The organism is Izhakiella australiensis, from assembly GCF_002006995.1.
Lineage (GTDB): Bacteria > Pseudomonadota > Gammaproteobacteria > Enterobacterales > Enterobacteriaceae > Izhakiella > Izhakiella australiensis.
In genome coordinates this window covers 17,423-29,904 of sequence record NZ_MRUL01000005.1, presented here as the reverse complement: position 1 = coordinate 29,904, position 12,482 = coordinate 17,423, and the positions used below count along the sequence as shown (strand labels likewise).

14 protein-coding genes and 1 pseudogene are annotated in these 12,482 nt (G+C 58.8%); 5 read left to right on the top strand and 10 right to left on the bottom strand.

All coding sequences use genetic code 11. The features are described from left to right. Nucleotides 1–4: 4 nt before the first annotated feature. The 10 genes from hydN to BTJ39_RS09400 form a co-directional block, all read right to left on the bottom strand. Nucleotides 5–550: an electron transport protein HydN gene (hydN, locus tag BTJ39_RS09445; protein WP_078002441.1), complete on the bottom strand. Its 546-nt coding sequence runs from the start codon at nt 548–550 to the stop codon at nt 5–7. 189 nt (nt 551–739) lie between these two features. Further along, nucleotides 740–1,195 (bottom strand): hydrogenase maturation peptidase HycI, encoded by a 456-nt coding sequence (gene hycI, locus BTJ39_RS09440; RefSeq protein ID WP_078002440.1) that lies wholly within the window; start codon nt 1,193–1,195, stop codon nt 740–742. Further along, a complete protein-coding gene (locus tag BTJ39_RS09435; protein ID WP_078002439.1) occupies nt 1,188–1,595 on the bottom strand; it encodes a formate hydrogenlyase maturation HycH family protein in 408 nt (135 codons plus the stop codon). The genes hycI and BTJ39_RS09435 overlap by 8 nt, the downstream gene beginning before the upstream one ends. Next, complete coding sequence (locus tag BTJ39_RS09430) at nt 1,592–2,359, bottom strand: NADH-quinone oxidoreductase subunit B family protein (RefSeq protein ID WP_078002438.1); 768 nt, start codon at nt 2,357–2,359, stop codon at nt 1,592–1,594. Before BTJ39_RS09430 ends, BTJ39_RS09435 begins: the two co-directional genes overlap by 4 nt. Next, nucleotides 2,359–2,898, bottom strand: a complete 540-nt coding sequence (locus tag BTJ39_RS09425) for a formate hydrogenlyase complex iron-sulfur subunit (protein ID WP_078002437.1) — start codon at nt 2,896–2,898, stop codon at nt 2,359–2,361. Before BTJ39_RS09425 ends, BTJ39_RS09430 begins: the two co-directional genes overlap by 1 nt. A gap of 57 nt (nt 2,899–2,955) precedes the next feature. Continuing rightward, on the bottom strand, nt 2,956–4,665 hold the full coding sequence (locus BTJ39_RS09420; protein ID WP_078002436.1) for a hydrogenase large subunit: 1,710 nt from the start codon (nt 4,663–4,665) through the stop codon (nt 2,956–2,958). 16 nt (nt 4,666–4,681) lie between these two features. Next, a complete protein-coding gene (locus BTJ39_RS09415) occupies nt 4,682–5,608 on the bottom strand; it encodes a respiratory chain complex I subunit 1 family protein (protein ID WP_078002435.1) in 927 nt (308 codons plus the stop codon). Nucleotide 5,609: 1 nt separating this feature from the next. After that, complete coding sequence (hycC, locus tag BTJ39_RS09410; RefSeq protein WP_078002434.1) at nt 5,610–7,433, bottom strand: formate hydrogenlyase subunit 3; 1,824 nt, start codon at nt 7,431–7,433, stop codon at nt 5,610–5,612. Further along, nucleotides 7,430–8,038, bottom strand: a complete 609-nt coding sequence (locus BTJ39_RS09405) for a 4Fe-4S dicluster domain-containing protein (RefSeq protein WP_078002433.1) — start codon at nt 8,036–8,038, stop codon at nt 7,430–7,432. The genes hycC and BTJ39_RS09405 overlap by 4 nt, the downstream gene beginning before the upstream one ends. A 66-nt stretch (nt 8,039–8,104) precedes the next feature. Next, nucleotides 8,105–8,602 (bottom strand): transcriptional regulator, encoded by a 498-nt coding sequence (locus BTJ39_RS09400; RefSeq protein WP_176110280.1) that lies wholly within the window; start codon nt 8,600–8,602, stop codon nt 8,105–8,107. A 233-nt stretch (nt 8,603–8,835) separates the two neighbouring features. Here BTJ39_RS09400 and hypA point away from each other — a divergent pair, with 233 nt between their 5' ends. From hypA to hypE, 5 genes and pseudogenes are all read left to right on the top strand, one after another. Beyond that, a complete protein-coding gene (gene hypA, locus BTJ39_RS09395; RefSeq protein WP_078002431.1) occupies nt 8,836–9,186 on the top strand; it encodes a hydrogenase maturation nickel metallochaperone HypA in 351 nt (116 codons plus the stop codon). A 3-nt stretch (nt 9,187–9,189) separates the two neighbouring features. Further along, nucleotides 9,190–10,062, top strand: coding sequence for a hydrogenase nickel incorporation protein HypB (gene hypB / locus BTJ39_RS09390; protein WP_078002430.1), 873 nt, complete (start codon nt 9,190–9,192; stop codon nt 10,060–10,062). Next, nucleotides 10,053–10,343: a HypC/HybG/HupF family hydrogenase formation chaperone gene (locus BTJ39_RS09385; protein WP_078002429.1), complete on the top strand. Its 291-nt coding sequence runs from the start codon at nt 10,053–10,055 to the stop codon at nt 10,341–10,343. Before hypB ends, BTJ39_RS09385 begins: the two co-directional genes overlap by 10 nt. Beyond that, nucleotides 10,330–11,454: pseudogene (hypD, locus tag BTJ39_RS09380) on the top strand (hydrogenase formation protein HypD). Before BTJ39_RS09385 ends, hypD begins: the two are co-directional and overlap by 14 nt. Further along, the gene (gene hypE, locus BTJ39_RS09375) at nt 11,451–12,461 is read left to right on the top strand and encodes a hydrogenase expression/formation protein HypE (protein ID WP_078002428.1); all 1,011 of its coding nucleotides are present in this window, start codon (nt 11,451–11,453) and stop codon (nt 12,459–12,461) included. The pseudogene hypD and the gene hypE overlap by 4 nt, the downstream one beginning before the upstream one ends. The last annotated feature ends 21 nt before the right edge of the window (nt 12,462–12,482 follow it).

The window sequence follows — 12,482 nt, the reverse complement described above, 5'->3', positions numbered from 1 at the left end:
CTGATCAGAAAACCAGCATCGAAGCACCGTCCAGAGCCGCGCGTCGACGCCTCTCCTGGCTGAGCTGTTCCAGCTTCTGGCGATCAACGCAGGTAATGGCGTTGGTCGGGCAGACCCGGATACAGGCAGGTCCGTCCGGCTGGTGCTGGCAAAGATCGCACTTATTGGCTTCAGCCTTATCTGCCTGCACATTCAGTCCGGCGCCGCTGTTGCGTACTACCGGACGTAATACCACCTCCATTGCGCCGTAAGGACAGGCAACCACGCAGGTTTTGCAGCCAATACAGCGCTGTTGTTCAACGTAGACATGATCGCTATGACGCGTGATGGCGCCATTAGGGCAGACGTTGGCGCAGGGCGCGTCTTCGCACTGGCGGCAGGTGGTGGCGACAGAAACGTTAACGCCCTTAATGACGTGGATACGCGGCTGGAAATTTTGCGGCGTCAGGGCCGCGCAATCTTTGGTTTGCTGGTGGGACACCGCGCAGGCGACTTCACAGGTGCGGCACCCGATGCATTTGCTGGCATCGGCAATAATAAAACGGTTCATTCACTTCTCCGGCTGTAGCGACTGCCGGGGAATATTCATAAATCGTGCCAGTTTTTATTTGTTTGTTTTATAGAGTTTTTATTGCAATTGGCGGCGTCGGGCAGCTGACGTCGACACTTATGTCGATGTCAGCTGTCGATGTCAGCTGTCGATGCTGCTTGCCTGTGCATTACGCGAAGTCAGGTTTCATCACAGGGCGGGAAAGCGGCCGGGGGCGTCGCGATCCTCAAGGCTGGCATAAAGCGTTACGACGGCGTTTCTTATCGCCGGCGTCATCGGATAGCTGAAACCGACGATATCCGGCTGGATACCAAGAAACCACACTTGCTGCACGTCCTCGCGAAGCTGATCCACCAGGTAACTGAGCGGCATATTGTGGGTGGTCATCAGAAACTGTTCGGCGATATCCTGCGGGTCGATCAGGCGAATTTCACCGGGATTTAATCCCATATCCGTGGCGTCGACTATCAGCAGCCGCGCGGGGCGTAGCTCGCGAATGGCGACTATATCGTTCTCAGGCGCACTGCCGCCGTCAATCACCCGCCAATTGCCGCGCGGCTGCTGGCGGCACATGTCTGCCAGCAGCGGGCCGGCGCCGTCATCCCCCATCATGCTATTGCCGACGCACAATAAAACATCAGTCATTTTGCCGCCTTACCATCAGATAGATAGCCTGTTCCCGGTGAATACTGTGCAGCATTTCCAGCAGGCTGCGGCTCCACGCCAGCTGCTGCGGACTCTGGCGCGCTAAAGCCACATCGAAGGCGCCTGCCAGCATAGCGACGTGCTGGTTATCAATAACAATTTCGCCGTAGCGTGCGACGCCCTCCATCTTACGGCGCGCCTCCCCCTCGCTCAGGGTGGCGATCCAGTCGTGGTAATCCTGTAGAGGGCAGGTCAGCGCGGCGCTCAGGCAGTCAATGACCCCCAGATGATGGCCGATCGCCAGCCCGTAGTAGATCACCTGCTGTGCCTGCGGTGAGGTCTGCTGGCTCTCGTCGATAAACTTACGGCGCAGCTGGCTGAATATTACTTGTCCGGTCATGGCAGACGCTCCTGCACCACCAGTTGATTCAGCTGATCGACGATCTCCGTCAGCCGTGGATCGTTTTCGTTTGCCAGCCAGCGTGCAATAGCGTCATCGCCCTGCGGCAGATGATGCATAAAGCTGTCGGCAATCTGCCGTCCGTAGCGATAGCCAGCCAGGCGACGGGCCGTACGATCGATGCGTACCCGCAGCGGCTGCACCATCTGCGCGTGTAGCAGTTCAGCCGGCTGATCGTCCTGCTCACCGGGCTGACGGGCGTGAATCTTCTGTTCCAGCAGGCCCAGCGCCATGGCAAAGCCATATAGCGTCGCCGCCGGCGTCGGCGGGCAGCCGGGAATATAGACATCCACCGGGACGATTTTATCGGTCCCTCCCCAGACGCAGTAAAGATCGTGGAAGATGCCGCCGGAGTTGCCGCAGGCGCCGTAGGAAATACAGATTTTCGGGTCCGGCGCCGATTCCCAGGCGCGTAGCGCCGGCATGCGCATCGAACGGGTTACCGCGCCGGTAAACAGCAGAATGTCGGCATGACGCGGTGACGGCACCACCTTAATGCCAAAGCGTTCGGCGTCGAAAATGGGCGTCAGCGCGGCAAAGATTTCGATTTCGCAACCGTTGCAGCCGCCGCAGTCGACGCGGTAGACGTAGGCCGAACGCTTAATGTTTTTCAGCAGCGAGGTTTTGAGGCGGGCGATGGTGCTGTCGAGGGTCAGCGGCTGCGGCATTCCCTGCCGATCGCGCGGCGTGAGAAGTTCAGACATCAGCAGGCCTCCCGCACGGCCCGACCCAGGCCGCTTTGCGCTGCCATCAGCCCCTGACGGCGTTTACATGCCGGGCAGGTTTCAAAACTTTCACGCTGGCTTTCGGCGTACTCGTCGCCATTTTGCCGCAGCATGGCAATCACGTAATCAATCTCCTTTTGTACCGCCCAGGGTTGGTGGCACACCCGGCAGCTGCACAGTGCAAAGCTGGCCTGCTGCAGAAGATCCGCTTTTTGCCACACCGCCAGTTCGAACTCCGTCGACAGGCGGATTGCGGTGGTCGGGCAGACCTCTTCACAGCGGCCGCAGAAGATACAGCGGCCGAGGTTAAGCTGCCATTGCAGCCGATTGCTTTGGCTGTCGGTCGCAACCGTTAACGCGTTGGACGGGCAGGCGTTAATGCAGGCGGCGCAGCCGATGCACTGCTGCGAATTATGCTGCGGTCTGCCGCGCAGATTTTTATCTACCGCCAGCGGCGCCAGTGGATAGCGCTCGGTGACCACCCCGGTTTTAAGGGTTTTTTTGAGAAAATTAAACATACCAGCTCCGGTTAGCTGCCGCCGTGCGTCCTGTCGTCGCGGACATGGCGGCAGCGATTATTTCAGCGGCGAATTTTTGCGTTCAATGCCATAGCGCTCGATCTCTTTGTAAGGCACCACCTGGCTCTTCTTCTTACGCACATCGACCACCGTCATGCGGTCGGTGCAGGAATAGCAGGGATCGAGGCTGCCGATGATAATCGGCGCGTCTGACACCTTATTGCCGCGCAGCATGTAGCGCAGGGTGGGCCAGTTAGCATAGGTTGCTGCGCGACAGCGCCAGCGCCACAGCTTCTGGTTGTCGCCGGTCATGCTCCAGTGGATATCATCACCGCGCGGCGCTTCGGTAAAACCGAGGGCAAAACGATGCGGAATGTAGGTAAAGCCCTCCACCAGCAGCGGTCCGCCCGGTAGGTTATCAAGGCCGAAATCAATCATATTGAGGGCGGTAAAGACCTCATTAATCCGGACTTTGAGGCGGGAGATGACGTCGCATCCTTGCTCACTGTGTACGGTCATCGGGAGCAGGCCATAGCCGGCAAAAGGATGGTCGGCGCGGGCATCGCGCGCGTGGCCGCTGGCGCGCACCATCGGGCCAACATTGCTGAAATCTCTGGCAATTTGCGGATCGAGACGGCCGATGCCGACGGTGCGCTGTTCAACGTTGGCGGTGCTGAGCAGCATATCCACCAGCGACTGAACGTCACGCCGCATCTGCTGTGCCAGCAGGCGGGTGGCGATCATGTCTTCTTTCAGCATGTCGCGGCGGATGCCGCCGATCAGGTTAAGGCCGTATGTTTTACGCGCGCCGGTGAGAATTTCGGCCATCTTCATCGACGTTTCGCGCACGCGGAAAAACTGCATAAAGCCAGAGTCAAAGCCGACAAAGTGGCAGGCCAGCCCCAGATTAAGCAGGTGGGAATGCAGGCGCTCAACTTCCAGCAAGATTGAGCGGATGGCATGGGCGCGCGGCGGCACCTGAATGCCCATCGCGTTTTCGACCGAGGTGGCATAGGCGGTGCTGTGGGCAAAACCGCAGATGCCGCACACCCGATCCGACAGGAAGGTCACTTCGTTATAGCCCATGCGGGTTTCCGCCAGCTTTTCCATGCCGCGATGCACGTAAAACAGGCGATAATCGGCATCGATAATATTTTCACCGTCAACGAACAGGCGAAAATGGCCCGGTTCGTCTGATGTAACGTGCAGCGGTCCGATCGGCAGCACGTTATTTTTTTCGCTACCCAGTTCGTTGATAAATTCGTAGGTTTCCGCATCGGTAGTCGGCGCGGGGCGCTGGCGGTAATCCATGCTGTCTTTACGCAGCGGATACAGGCTGTCCGGCCAGTCGTCCGGCAGCACCAGGCGGCGCTCATCCGGCAGTCCGACGGGGATCAGCCCGTACATATCGCGTACCTCGCGCTCGCCCCAGACCGCAGCCGGTACCCGTGGCGTGACCGAGGGAAATTCCGGCTTACTGGCATCCACTTCACAGCGTACGGTAATCCAGCAGCGGGTGCCTTTTTCCATCGACAGCACGTAGTAAACCGCATAGCGGCCGCAAAGCTGGCGTTCGTCGTTACCGAACAGCACCGACAGCCAGCCGCCTTGCTGGTAGTAAAGATATTCAACTACCTGTGGCAAGGCGTCGATTTTTACCGTAATAGTTAACTGATCATTGGTTTGCCAGGCCTGTTCCAGCACCGCGCCGGGCAGAAACTGATTCAGTGCGATAAGGTAGTGCTGTCCTGTTTTTTCTTCAGACATGGTTGGTTCTCTAAAATCACGCCGCCAGCAAGGAGACAAGGGCTAAAAAGGCCAGGCCGAAAGCAGCCCAGGTAATGCGGGGCACCGCAGTGAAGCGCAGTCGCGCCATGCTGTTTTCAATCAGGGCGATGAACAGCACGCCGGCCAGCAGTTTGATCAGAGCCAGAATGAGCGCCAGCCCCAGCCCCGCCGCAGAGAAGACCTGCATTTCACCCCAGGGGAAAAAGACCCCGAGAAACATTTGCAGCACCGTCAGCTGCTTGAGGCTGACACCCCATTTAAGGATGGCGAAACCGGCTCCGCTGTATTCTGATAGCGGCCCTTCCTGTAGCTCCTGCTCCGCTTCGGCGAGGTCGAATGGCAGCTTGCCCATCTCAACAAAGCTGGCGAAGGCGCAGGCAGCGAGCGCCAGCAGCAGCGTCAGGCTCTCAGCCCGGGGCCAGTACCAGATCCGGCTGGCGATCTGGCTGATGAAGGTTGAACCGGCCAGCTGTGCCACCACCCACAGGCTAAGCAGCAGAACGGGCTCCACCAGTACGCCGAGCATCGCTTCACGACTGGCACCGACGCCGGTAAACGGGCTGCCGCTATCCAGTCCGCTGATGATGAAGAAAAAGCGAGCGATGGCGAACAGGTAAATCAAGGTGATCAGATCGCCACAGGCTGGCAATGGCGTTTCTATCGTGACTACCGGTAGTGAAGCGGCAATGGTCAGCATCACGGCGACTAATAACAGCGGCATCAGACGGAATACCCAGCCGGAGGCCGCTGGCGCAACGCTCTGGCGACCCAGCAGCTTAATGAGATCGCGATACTCCTGTAGCACGCCGGGACCGCGCCGGTTGTGCAGGCGCGCGCGCGCTGCGCGGCTGACGCCGGACAGTAGCGGCGCCAGCAGAAACATCCCCAGTCCCTGTAAAGCGGGAAAAATTAACCAGGTCATATCAGAGACTCCGTGTGATCAGAACAACCAGCAGTACGGCCAGTTCGATGGCTGCCAGCCGACGAAACAAACCGGGCAGCGGCTCCGCTTGCCAGCAGGAAAGCCAGCGCGCCGGGTTAAGCTGCCGCCGCAGGTTTATTAACGGCGCGAAAGCCGCTTTTACCGGTTGGGCAAAGCCATGGGCGGTGATAACCATCGAGGCTTCATGCTGATAACCGCAGGCCCAGGCGCTCCCCTTTCTGCGCGCCGGTAAGCGGGCGCCTTTAAACAGCCGCAGACAAATGCAGGGCAGCAGCATGGCGCTTATCAGCATCAATGCCATCACCGGCTGGAAAACGGCGGTATGGTTAATGACTGGCGGCATGAGGGGCAGCGGAGCGAAGCGCGGCAGCAGCCAGGGCGCTGCCACGCCGCATGCAATGCAGCACAGCGCCAGCGTCACCACCACGGCGCTCGCCAGCGGAGGTGCGGGCAGAGCCTGCTGCGCCGCCGCTGAACGCGGCGCGCCGAGGAAGGTCACGCCGTAAACCTTTGCCATGCACATCACCGCCAGTGCGCCGGTGATTGCTAGCCCGGTCGCCAGCAGTGGGCCAAGCAGGCGGGCGAACAGCTGAGGCTGCTGGCTGAGGTGGAAAAAGGACTGATAGATAACCCATTCGCCGGCAAAGCCATTGAGCGGCGGCAGCGCCGCCATGGCCATCAGCCCTGTCAGCATGGCTAATGAGATCAGCGGCATGCGCTTACCGATGCCGCCCAGCTTTTCAATATCCAGCAGGCCGGTGCGCAGCCAAAGCGTACCGGCGCCGAGAAACAGCGTCGTTTTGAACAGGCCGTGGTTGAACAGATGAAACAGGCCGCCCACCATACCCAGTGCGATCAGCAGCGGTGAATGCAGCGCAAAGCCCATCAGGCCTGCGCCCAGCCCGAGCAGAATAATGCCGATGTTTTCCAGGGTGTGGTAAGCCAGCAGGCGATGAATGTTGTGCTCCATCAGCGCATACAGTCCGCCGATAAAGGCGGTTAGCATGCCGAGCAGCATGAGGGTTAGCGGCCACCAGAGCGGCACATCGGTATCCAGCAAAGAGAGGATCAGGATGCCGTACAGGCCGACTTTCATTACCACGGCTGAAAACAGCGCCGCGGCGGGCGCAGAGGCGCCGGCATGTGCCTGCGGCGCCCAGCCGTGCAGCGGAATAATGCCGGCCAGCAGCCCGAAGCCCACCAGCCCCAGTAGCCGTACGCTATCGCTCATCGGCAGGTGCGCCATCAGCAGCCGCAGGCTGAACATATCCAGCGTACCGTAGGTGCGCCAGAGTAGAATGCACATCAGCGCCAGCAGCAGGCTGCCCAGCCGTCCCAGAACAAACCACAGCTTGCCTGACTCACGGCTGCCGGTGAGGAACAGCGCGCACAGCGCCATCACTTCCGCCATCAGCACCAGGGTTATCAGATTTTCCGCCATTACCGCCAGCGCCGCCGCCGCCAGCAGTAGATTTATCAACAAGCCTTCAGCGCGCGTCTGGCGCTGGCGCAGCCAGTCAAGGTTAAACAGGCTGATGAACAGTCCCGGCAAGCCGATGACTAGCAGCCAGAAAGCGTTTAGCGGTGACAGCCGTAGCAGCCAATGGCCCAAAAATGGCACCGCCAGCGGCGCATTGCCGGTCAGTGAGAACACGCTCACCAGCAGCAGTGCCAGACAGCCCAGTGCGCCGCCAAAACCGGCAACCAACCCGCTCAGCGTTTTGCAATTTGTCAGCACCCCGGCCAGCAGTCCGCTGAAAATCAGCAGCAGCAGCGCCCCGCTTATCAATATCGTGATGTTCATTCTTTCTCTCCGCGCAGTGCGGTTAATAGCGACAGGTCGGCAGGGAACGCGGTGACTGCCAGCTGACGTTTACGCCGACTGGCGCGGTCAACATCATGGTTATCAATCAGCTTAAGAGCGTTAGTTGGGCAGGTGCGAACGCACGCCGGCCCCTGTTCATCGAAATGGCACAGATCGCATTTCACCGCGACAGCGCGTATGCCAGCTGTCCAGTCAAGAAACGGGCTGATGGCCGCTGGCTGGGTCGGGGGCGCGGCGGCCAGTGAGGTATTACAGCCAGGCGCAATACCCTGCGGGCGGCTGCCGGAAAAGGTAATAGCGCCGAAAGGGCAGGCGATGCCGCACAGCTTACAGCTGACGCACAGGCTTTCGTTTAACTGAATAGCGCCGTCGCTGCGGGTAATGGCGTTTACCGGGCACACCTGCGCGCAGGGCGCATCTTCGCACTGGCGGCATAGCTGGGGTGCGGAATACTGACGATTAAAGGTGACGCTCAGGCGGGGCTGGGTTTGCAAACCCTGCTGGCGATGCTGCTCAGAACAGGCCGCTTCGCAGGTATGGCAGCCTATACAACGATCTGAATCAGCAATAACAAAACGATTCACTGGCTATCCTCGGGTCACGGTCATTTTTGACGAAAGTCTGCCTGAAGTGTCATTTTCGACACTTTCTCAGGCTGATTTTGCTTGATGAAACAGTTGCTCAAAGCTGGAAGTTTTAAGCGATTCACCACGTTCAACCGCCTGATACAGCAGGTCGTAAACCGGTCGAACCTGATGCAGGAAGTGCAGTAAAACTGCCTCCTTTTGACGAATATTGATTGCGCCGTCCAGCAGGCCATCATCTCCCAACCGGGCTTCGCCAAGCCCGGCAACAGGCTGGTTTTCGCGCGTTTCCAGCCTGTAGTACAGCCGGTGATCGTTGAAGTTAGCATCGGGCCGGACGGCGATGAGAAAGTGCGAAAAAAGCCAGAAACTCAGGCCGTTATCTGTACTGCAATTAATGCTGAGATGGAGTGGCGTCTTCGTTTGGGTAATGGCCTGAGTCAGGGTGTTGCCGTACTGATGCCAGAGGGTGTTCAATTCGCGGCGGCGTCTGGCAATGAAATCCGCTTTTTCGCCGAGTTCAGAAAGTATCATCGTCATCGATCCGGTAATGAAATTACTCACCCCCAAGCACATTCCGTGCCATTTTTTATGTTATTGATTTTAAGCTGTATTTTTTATTCCGGCCGCCGCAGGCATCGATGATGACATGTCAGGTCGTCATCTTTGACGCTGCCAGCCCGCTGCTGAAGCCTGTCGGCCGCAACGCGCAAAATGGCCGCCGGTAGCGCCGCGGCGCCTTATCAGATGGCATCTATCTTGCATATACCCGGCGAATAGCCATTCAGAGATGCTTTATGCATGAACTTACCCTTTGCCAGCGGGCGCTGGAGCTGATCGAACAGCAGGCGCTGCGGCACAAAACCCGTCGGGTCACCGGAGTATGGCTGCGCGTTGGCGCATTCTCCTGCGTGGAAAGCAGCGCGCTGGCGTTCTGTTTTGAACTTGTCTGCCGCGACACCGTTGCTGAGGGCTGTGCGTTGCATATTGAAGAACAGCCGGGCGAATGCTGGTGTCGCCGCTGTCAGGACTATGTTCAGCTCCGCTCCTGGCGCGTACGACGCTGTCCGCAGTGTGGCAGCGATGACCTGAACATTGTGGCGGATGACGGGCTGCATATCATGCGGCTGGAAATTGAACAGGAGTAAATTATGTGTACCACCTGTGGTTGCGCCCATGGCAACCAGTCTATTGAAGGCGATGAGCAAACGTTCTATTCAGCGTTCCACGGTGTGCCCTTCGCCCCTTACATACGGCGGCCGTTGCGGCTCAATAATGTCATGATATGCGGCTTTACCGCCTGCAAAGTGGTGGCGGGTAGCCTGGATTACGGTCAGGGCGAGGCAGGAACGCACGCTCCCGGCCTCAGCCAGCGCAAAATGGTAGAAATTGAACTGGATGTGCTGGATAAAAATAACCGTCTGGCGCAGCGCAATCGGGTGCGCTTTTCCGCTGCCGGCCAGCTGGCGTTAAATCTGGTTTCAAGCCCCGGATCGGGCAAAACTACCCTGCTGACCGAAACGCTGAGGCGTTTGCGGGATTGCGTTCCCTGTGCGGTGATTGAAGGTGACCAGCAGACAGCCAATGACGCTCGGCGCATTCGCGCCACCGGTACGCCGGCGATTCAGGTCAATACCGGCAAGGGCTGCCACCTTGATGCTCAGATGGTCGCTGATGCGATGCAGCGTCTGCCGCTTGCCGAAGGCGGCATTATGTTTATCGAGAACGTCGGCAATCTCGTCTGCCCGGCCGGATTCGATCTTGGTGAGCGTCATAAGGTCGCGCTGCTGTCGGTAACTGAAGGCGAGGATAAGCCGCTTAAATATCCACATATGTTCGCAGCCGCTTCGCTGATGCTGCTGAACAAAATCGACTTGCTGCCTTTTTTGCATTTCGACGTGGATAAATGCCTGGCCTGCGCCCGCGAGGTAAATCCGGATATTGAGATTATTTTGCTTTCCGCAACCAGCGGGGAAGGCATGGCTGATTGGCTGGGCTGGCTGGAGGCGCAGCGATGTGCATAGGCGTTCCCGGCAGGATCTGCGAGATAATCAGCGAAACCAGCGCCAGAGCTGAGGTTTGCGGCGTAACGCGCGACGTCGATCTGACGCTGGTTGGCTGCCTTGATCGGCACGGCGGCAGCCGCATTGGTCAGTGGGTGTTGATCCACGTAGGTTTTGCGATGAGCGTGATCGACCAGCAGCAAGCGCTGGATACCCTGGCGGCGTTACAGAGTATGCACGAGATGGAGCCCGACGTCGCCGCGCTGCTGTATGGTGAGGAGCGACCCGATGCGCTTCGTTGACGAGTACCGCGATGCGAGCGAAGTCATGCGACTGGCGGAGCGTCTGCGCAGCCGCAGCGCGCTACTGCCCCATGACAATCGTCGTCCGCTACGTATTATGGAAGTGTGTGGCAGCCATACTCATGCGATCTTCAGATTCGGCCTCGACCGGCTGCTGCCGGCCAACCTTGAGTTTATCCATGGACCAGGCTGTCCGGTATGCGTGCTACCGATGGACCGTATCGATAGCTGCATTGATATCGCCAGCGAACCCGGGGTGATTTTTTGCACCTTTGGTGACGCCATGCGCGTGCCGGGTGCGGCCGGCTCCTTGCTTGACGCCCGTGCGCAGGGTGGGGATGTACGCATCATTTATTCGCCGCTGGACGCACTGAAGCTGGCGCAGCGTAACCCGACGCGACGGGTGGTGCTGTTTGGCCTGGGTTTTGAAACCACGATGCCGGCGATGGCCGTCACCTTAAAGCTGGCAAAAACGCAGCGGGTCGCTAACTTCTTCTTCTTCTGTCAGCACATTACCCTTATTCCGGCGCTGACCAGCCTGCTGAGACAGCCTGATAACCGCATCGATGCGCTGCTGGCGCCGGGTCACGTCAGTATGGTGATCGGCACCAACGATTACGCTTTTATTCCCCGGGATTACCGGCGGCCGTTAGTGGTTGCCGGATTTGAACCTGTTGATCTGCTACAAGGCGTCATGATGCTTATTGAGCAGAAAATAGCGTGTATCAGCCGGGTGGAGAACCAATACCGGCGCGTGGTTGCCGCGGAGGGCAATCCCACTGCGCAGCGGGTGATAAACGAGGTCTTCAGCGTTCAGGGGGCCGGCGAGTGGCGCGGGCTGGGTGTGATTGACGATTCGGGCGTCGGCCTCACGCCGGCTTATTAACAGTTTGATGCGGAACGCCACTTTTGCCTGGCGCCGCGCCGCGCCAGCGACCATCCGCAGGGACGCTGTGGTGAGGTGTTGACCGGCCGCTGTAAACCGGCGCAGTGTCCGCTGTTCGGCCGCCGCTGTACGCCACAGCGCGCGTTAGGCGCGCTGATGGTGTCGTCAGAAGGCGCTTGCAGCGCCTGGTATCAGTACCGTTCGCAGGAGAATGAACAACCATGAAGAAAGTAACCCTCGCTCAGGGCAGCGGCGGGGCGGCTATGCAGCAGCTGATTGCCGGACTATTTATGCGCGAATTTGCCAACCCTCTGCTGCTGGAAATGGAAGATCAGGCGCGTATTCCGCTGCAGCAGCTGGCAACACAGGGCGATCGTCTGGCCTTTTCCACCGATAGCTACGTTATCGATCCGCTGTTTTTTCCCGGCGGCGACATTGGCAAGCTGGCGATATGCGGCACGGCGAATGATATCGCCGTGAGCGGCGCCATCCCCCGCTGGTTCTCCTGTGGATTTATTCTGGAAGAGGGACTGGAAATGGCGCTGCTGGAGCGCATCGTCTCCAGCATGGCGCAAACCGCCGTCGCCGCCGGTATTAGCATCGTTACCGGCGATACCAAAGTGGTTCCACGCGGCGCGGCAGACAAAATTTTTATTAATACCTCGGGCCTTGGCGCCATTCCGCAAGAACTTGACTGGGGTTTAAGCCGGATTCAGCCTGGTGATGTCATATTGACCAGCGGCACTCTGGGCGATCACGGCGCGACGCTGCTTAATCTGCGTGAAGCGCTTGGCATGGCCGGTGAATTAGTCAGTGATTGCGCGGTGCTGACGGCCTTAATTCAGTCGCTGCGCCATCAGCCCGGAGTACGAGCGCTGCGCGATGCGACCCGCGGCGGCGTTAACGCCGTCGCCCATGAATTTGCCGCCGCCAGCGGCTGTGGTATTGAACTTAATGAAAGCGCGCTGCCGGTAAAACCCGCGGTGCGCGGTGTTTGTGAGCTACTTGGCCTTGATGCGCTAAATTTCGCTAATGAAGGCAAACTCATCATCGTGGCCGCCCGCGACGCGGCTGAACAACTTATCGCCGCGTTACAACAGCATCCGCTTGGCCGCGACGCCGCAATAATTGGCGAGGTTGTGACGCAACCAGGGGTGCGGCTGGTTGGGTTTTATGGTATCCGGCGCAGCCTCGATTTGCCCTATACTGAACCAATGCCAAGAATTTGTTAGTGAATAAAATTTAACTTTCCA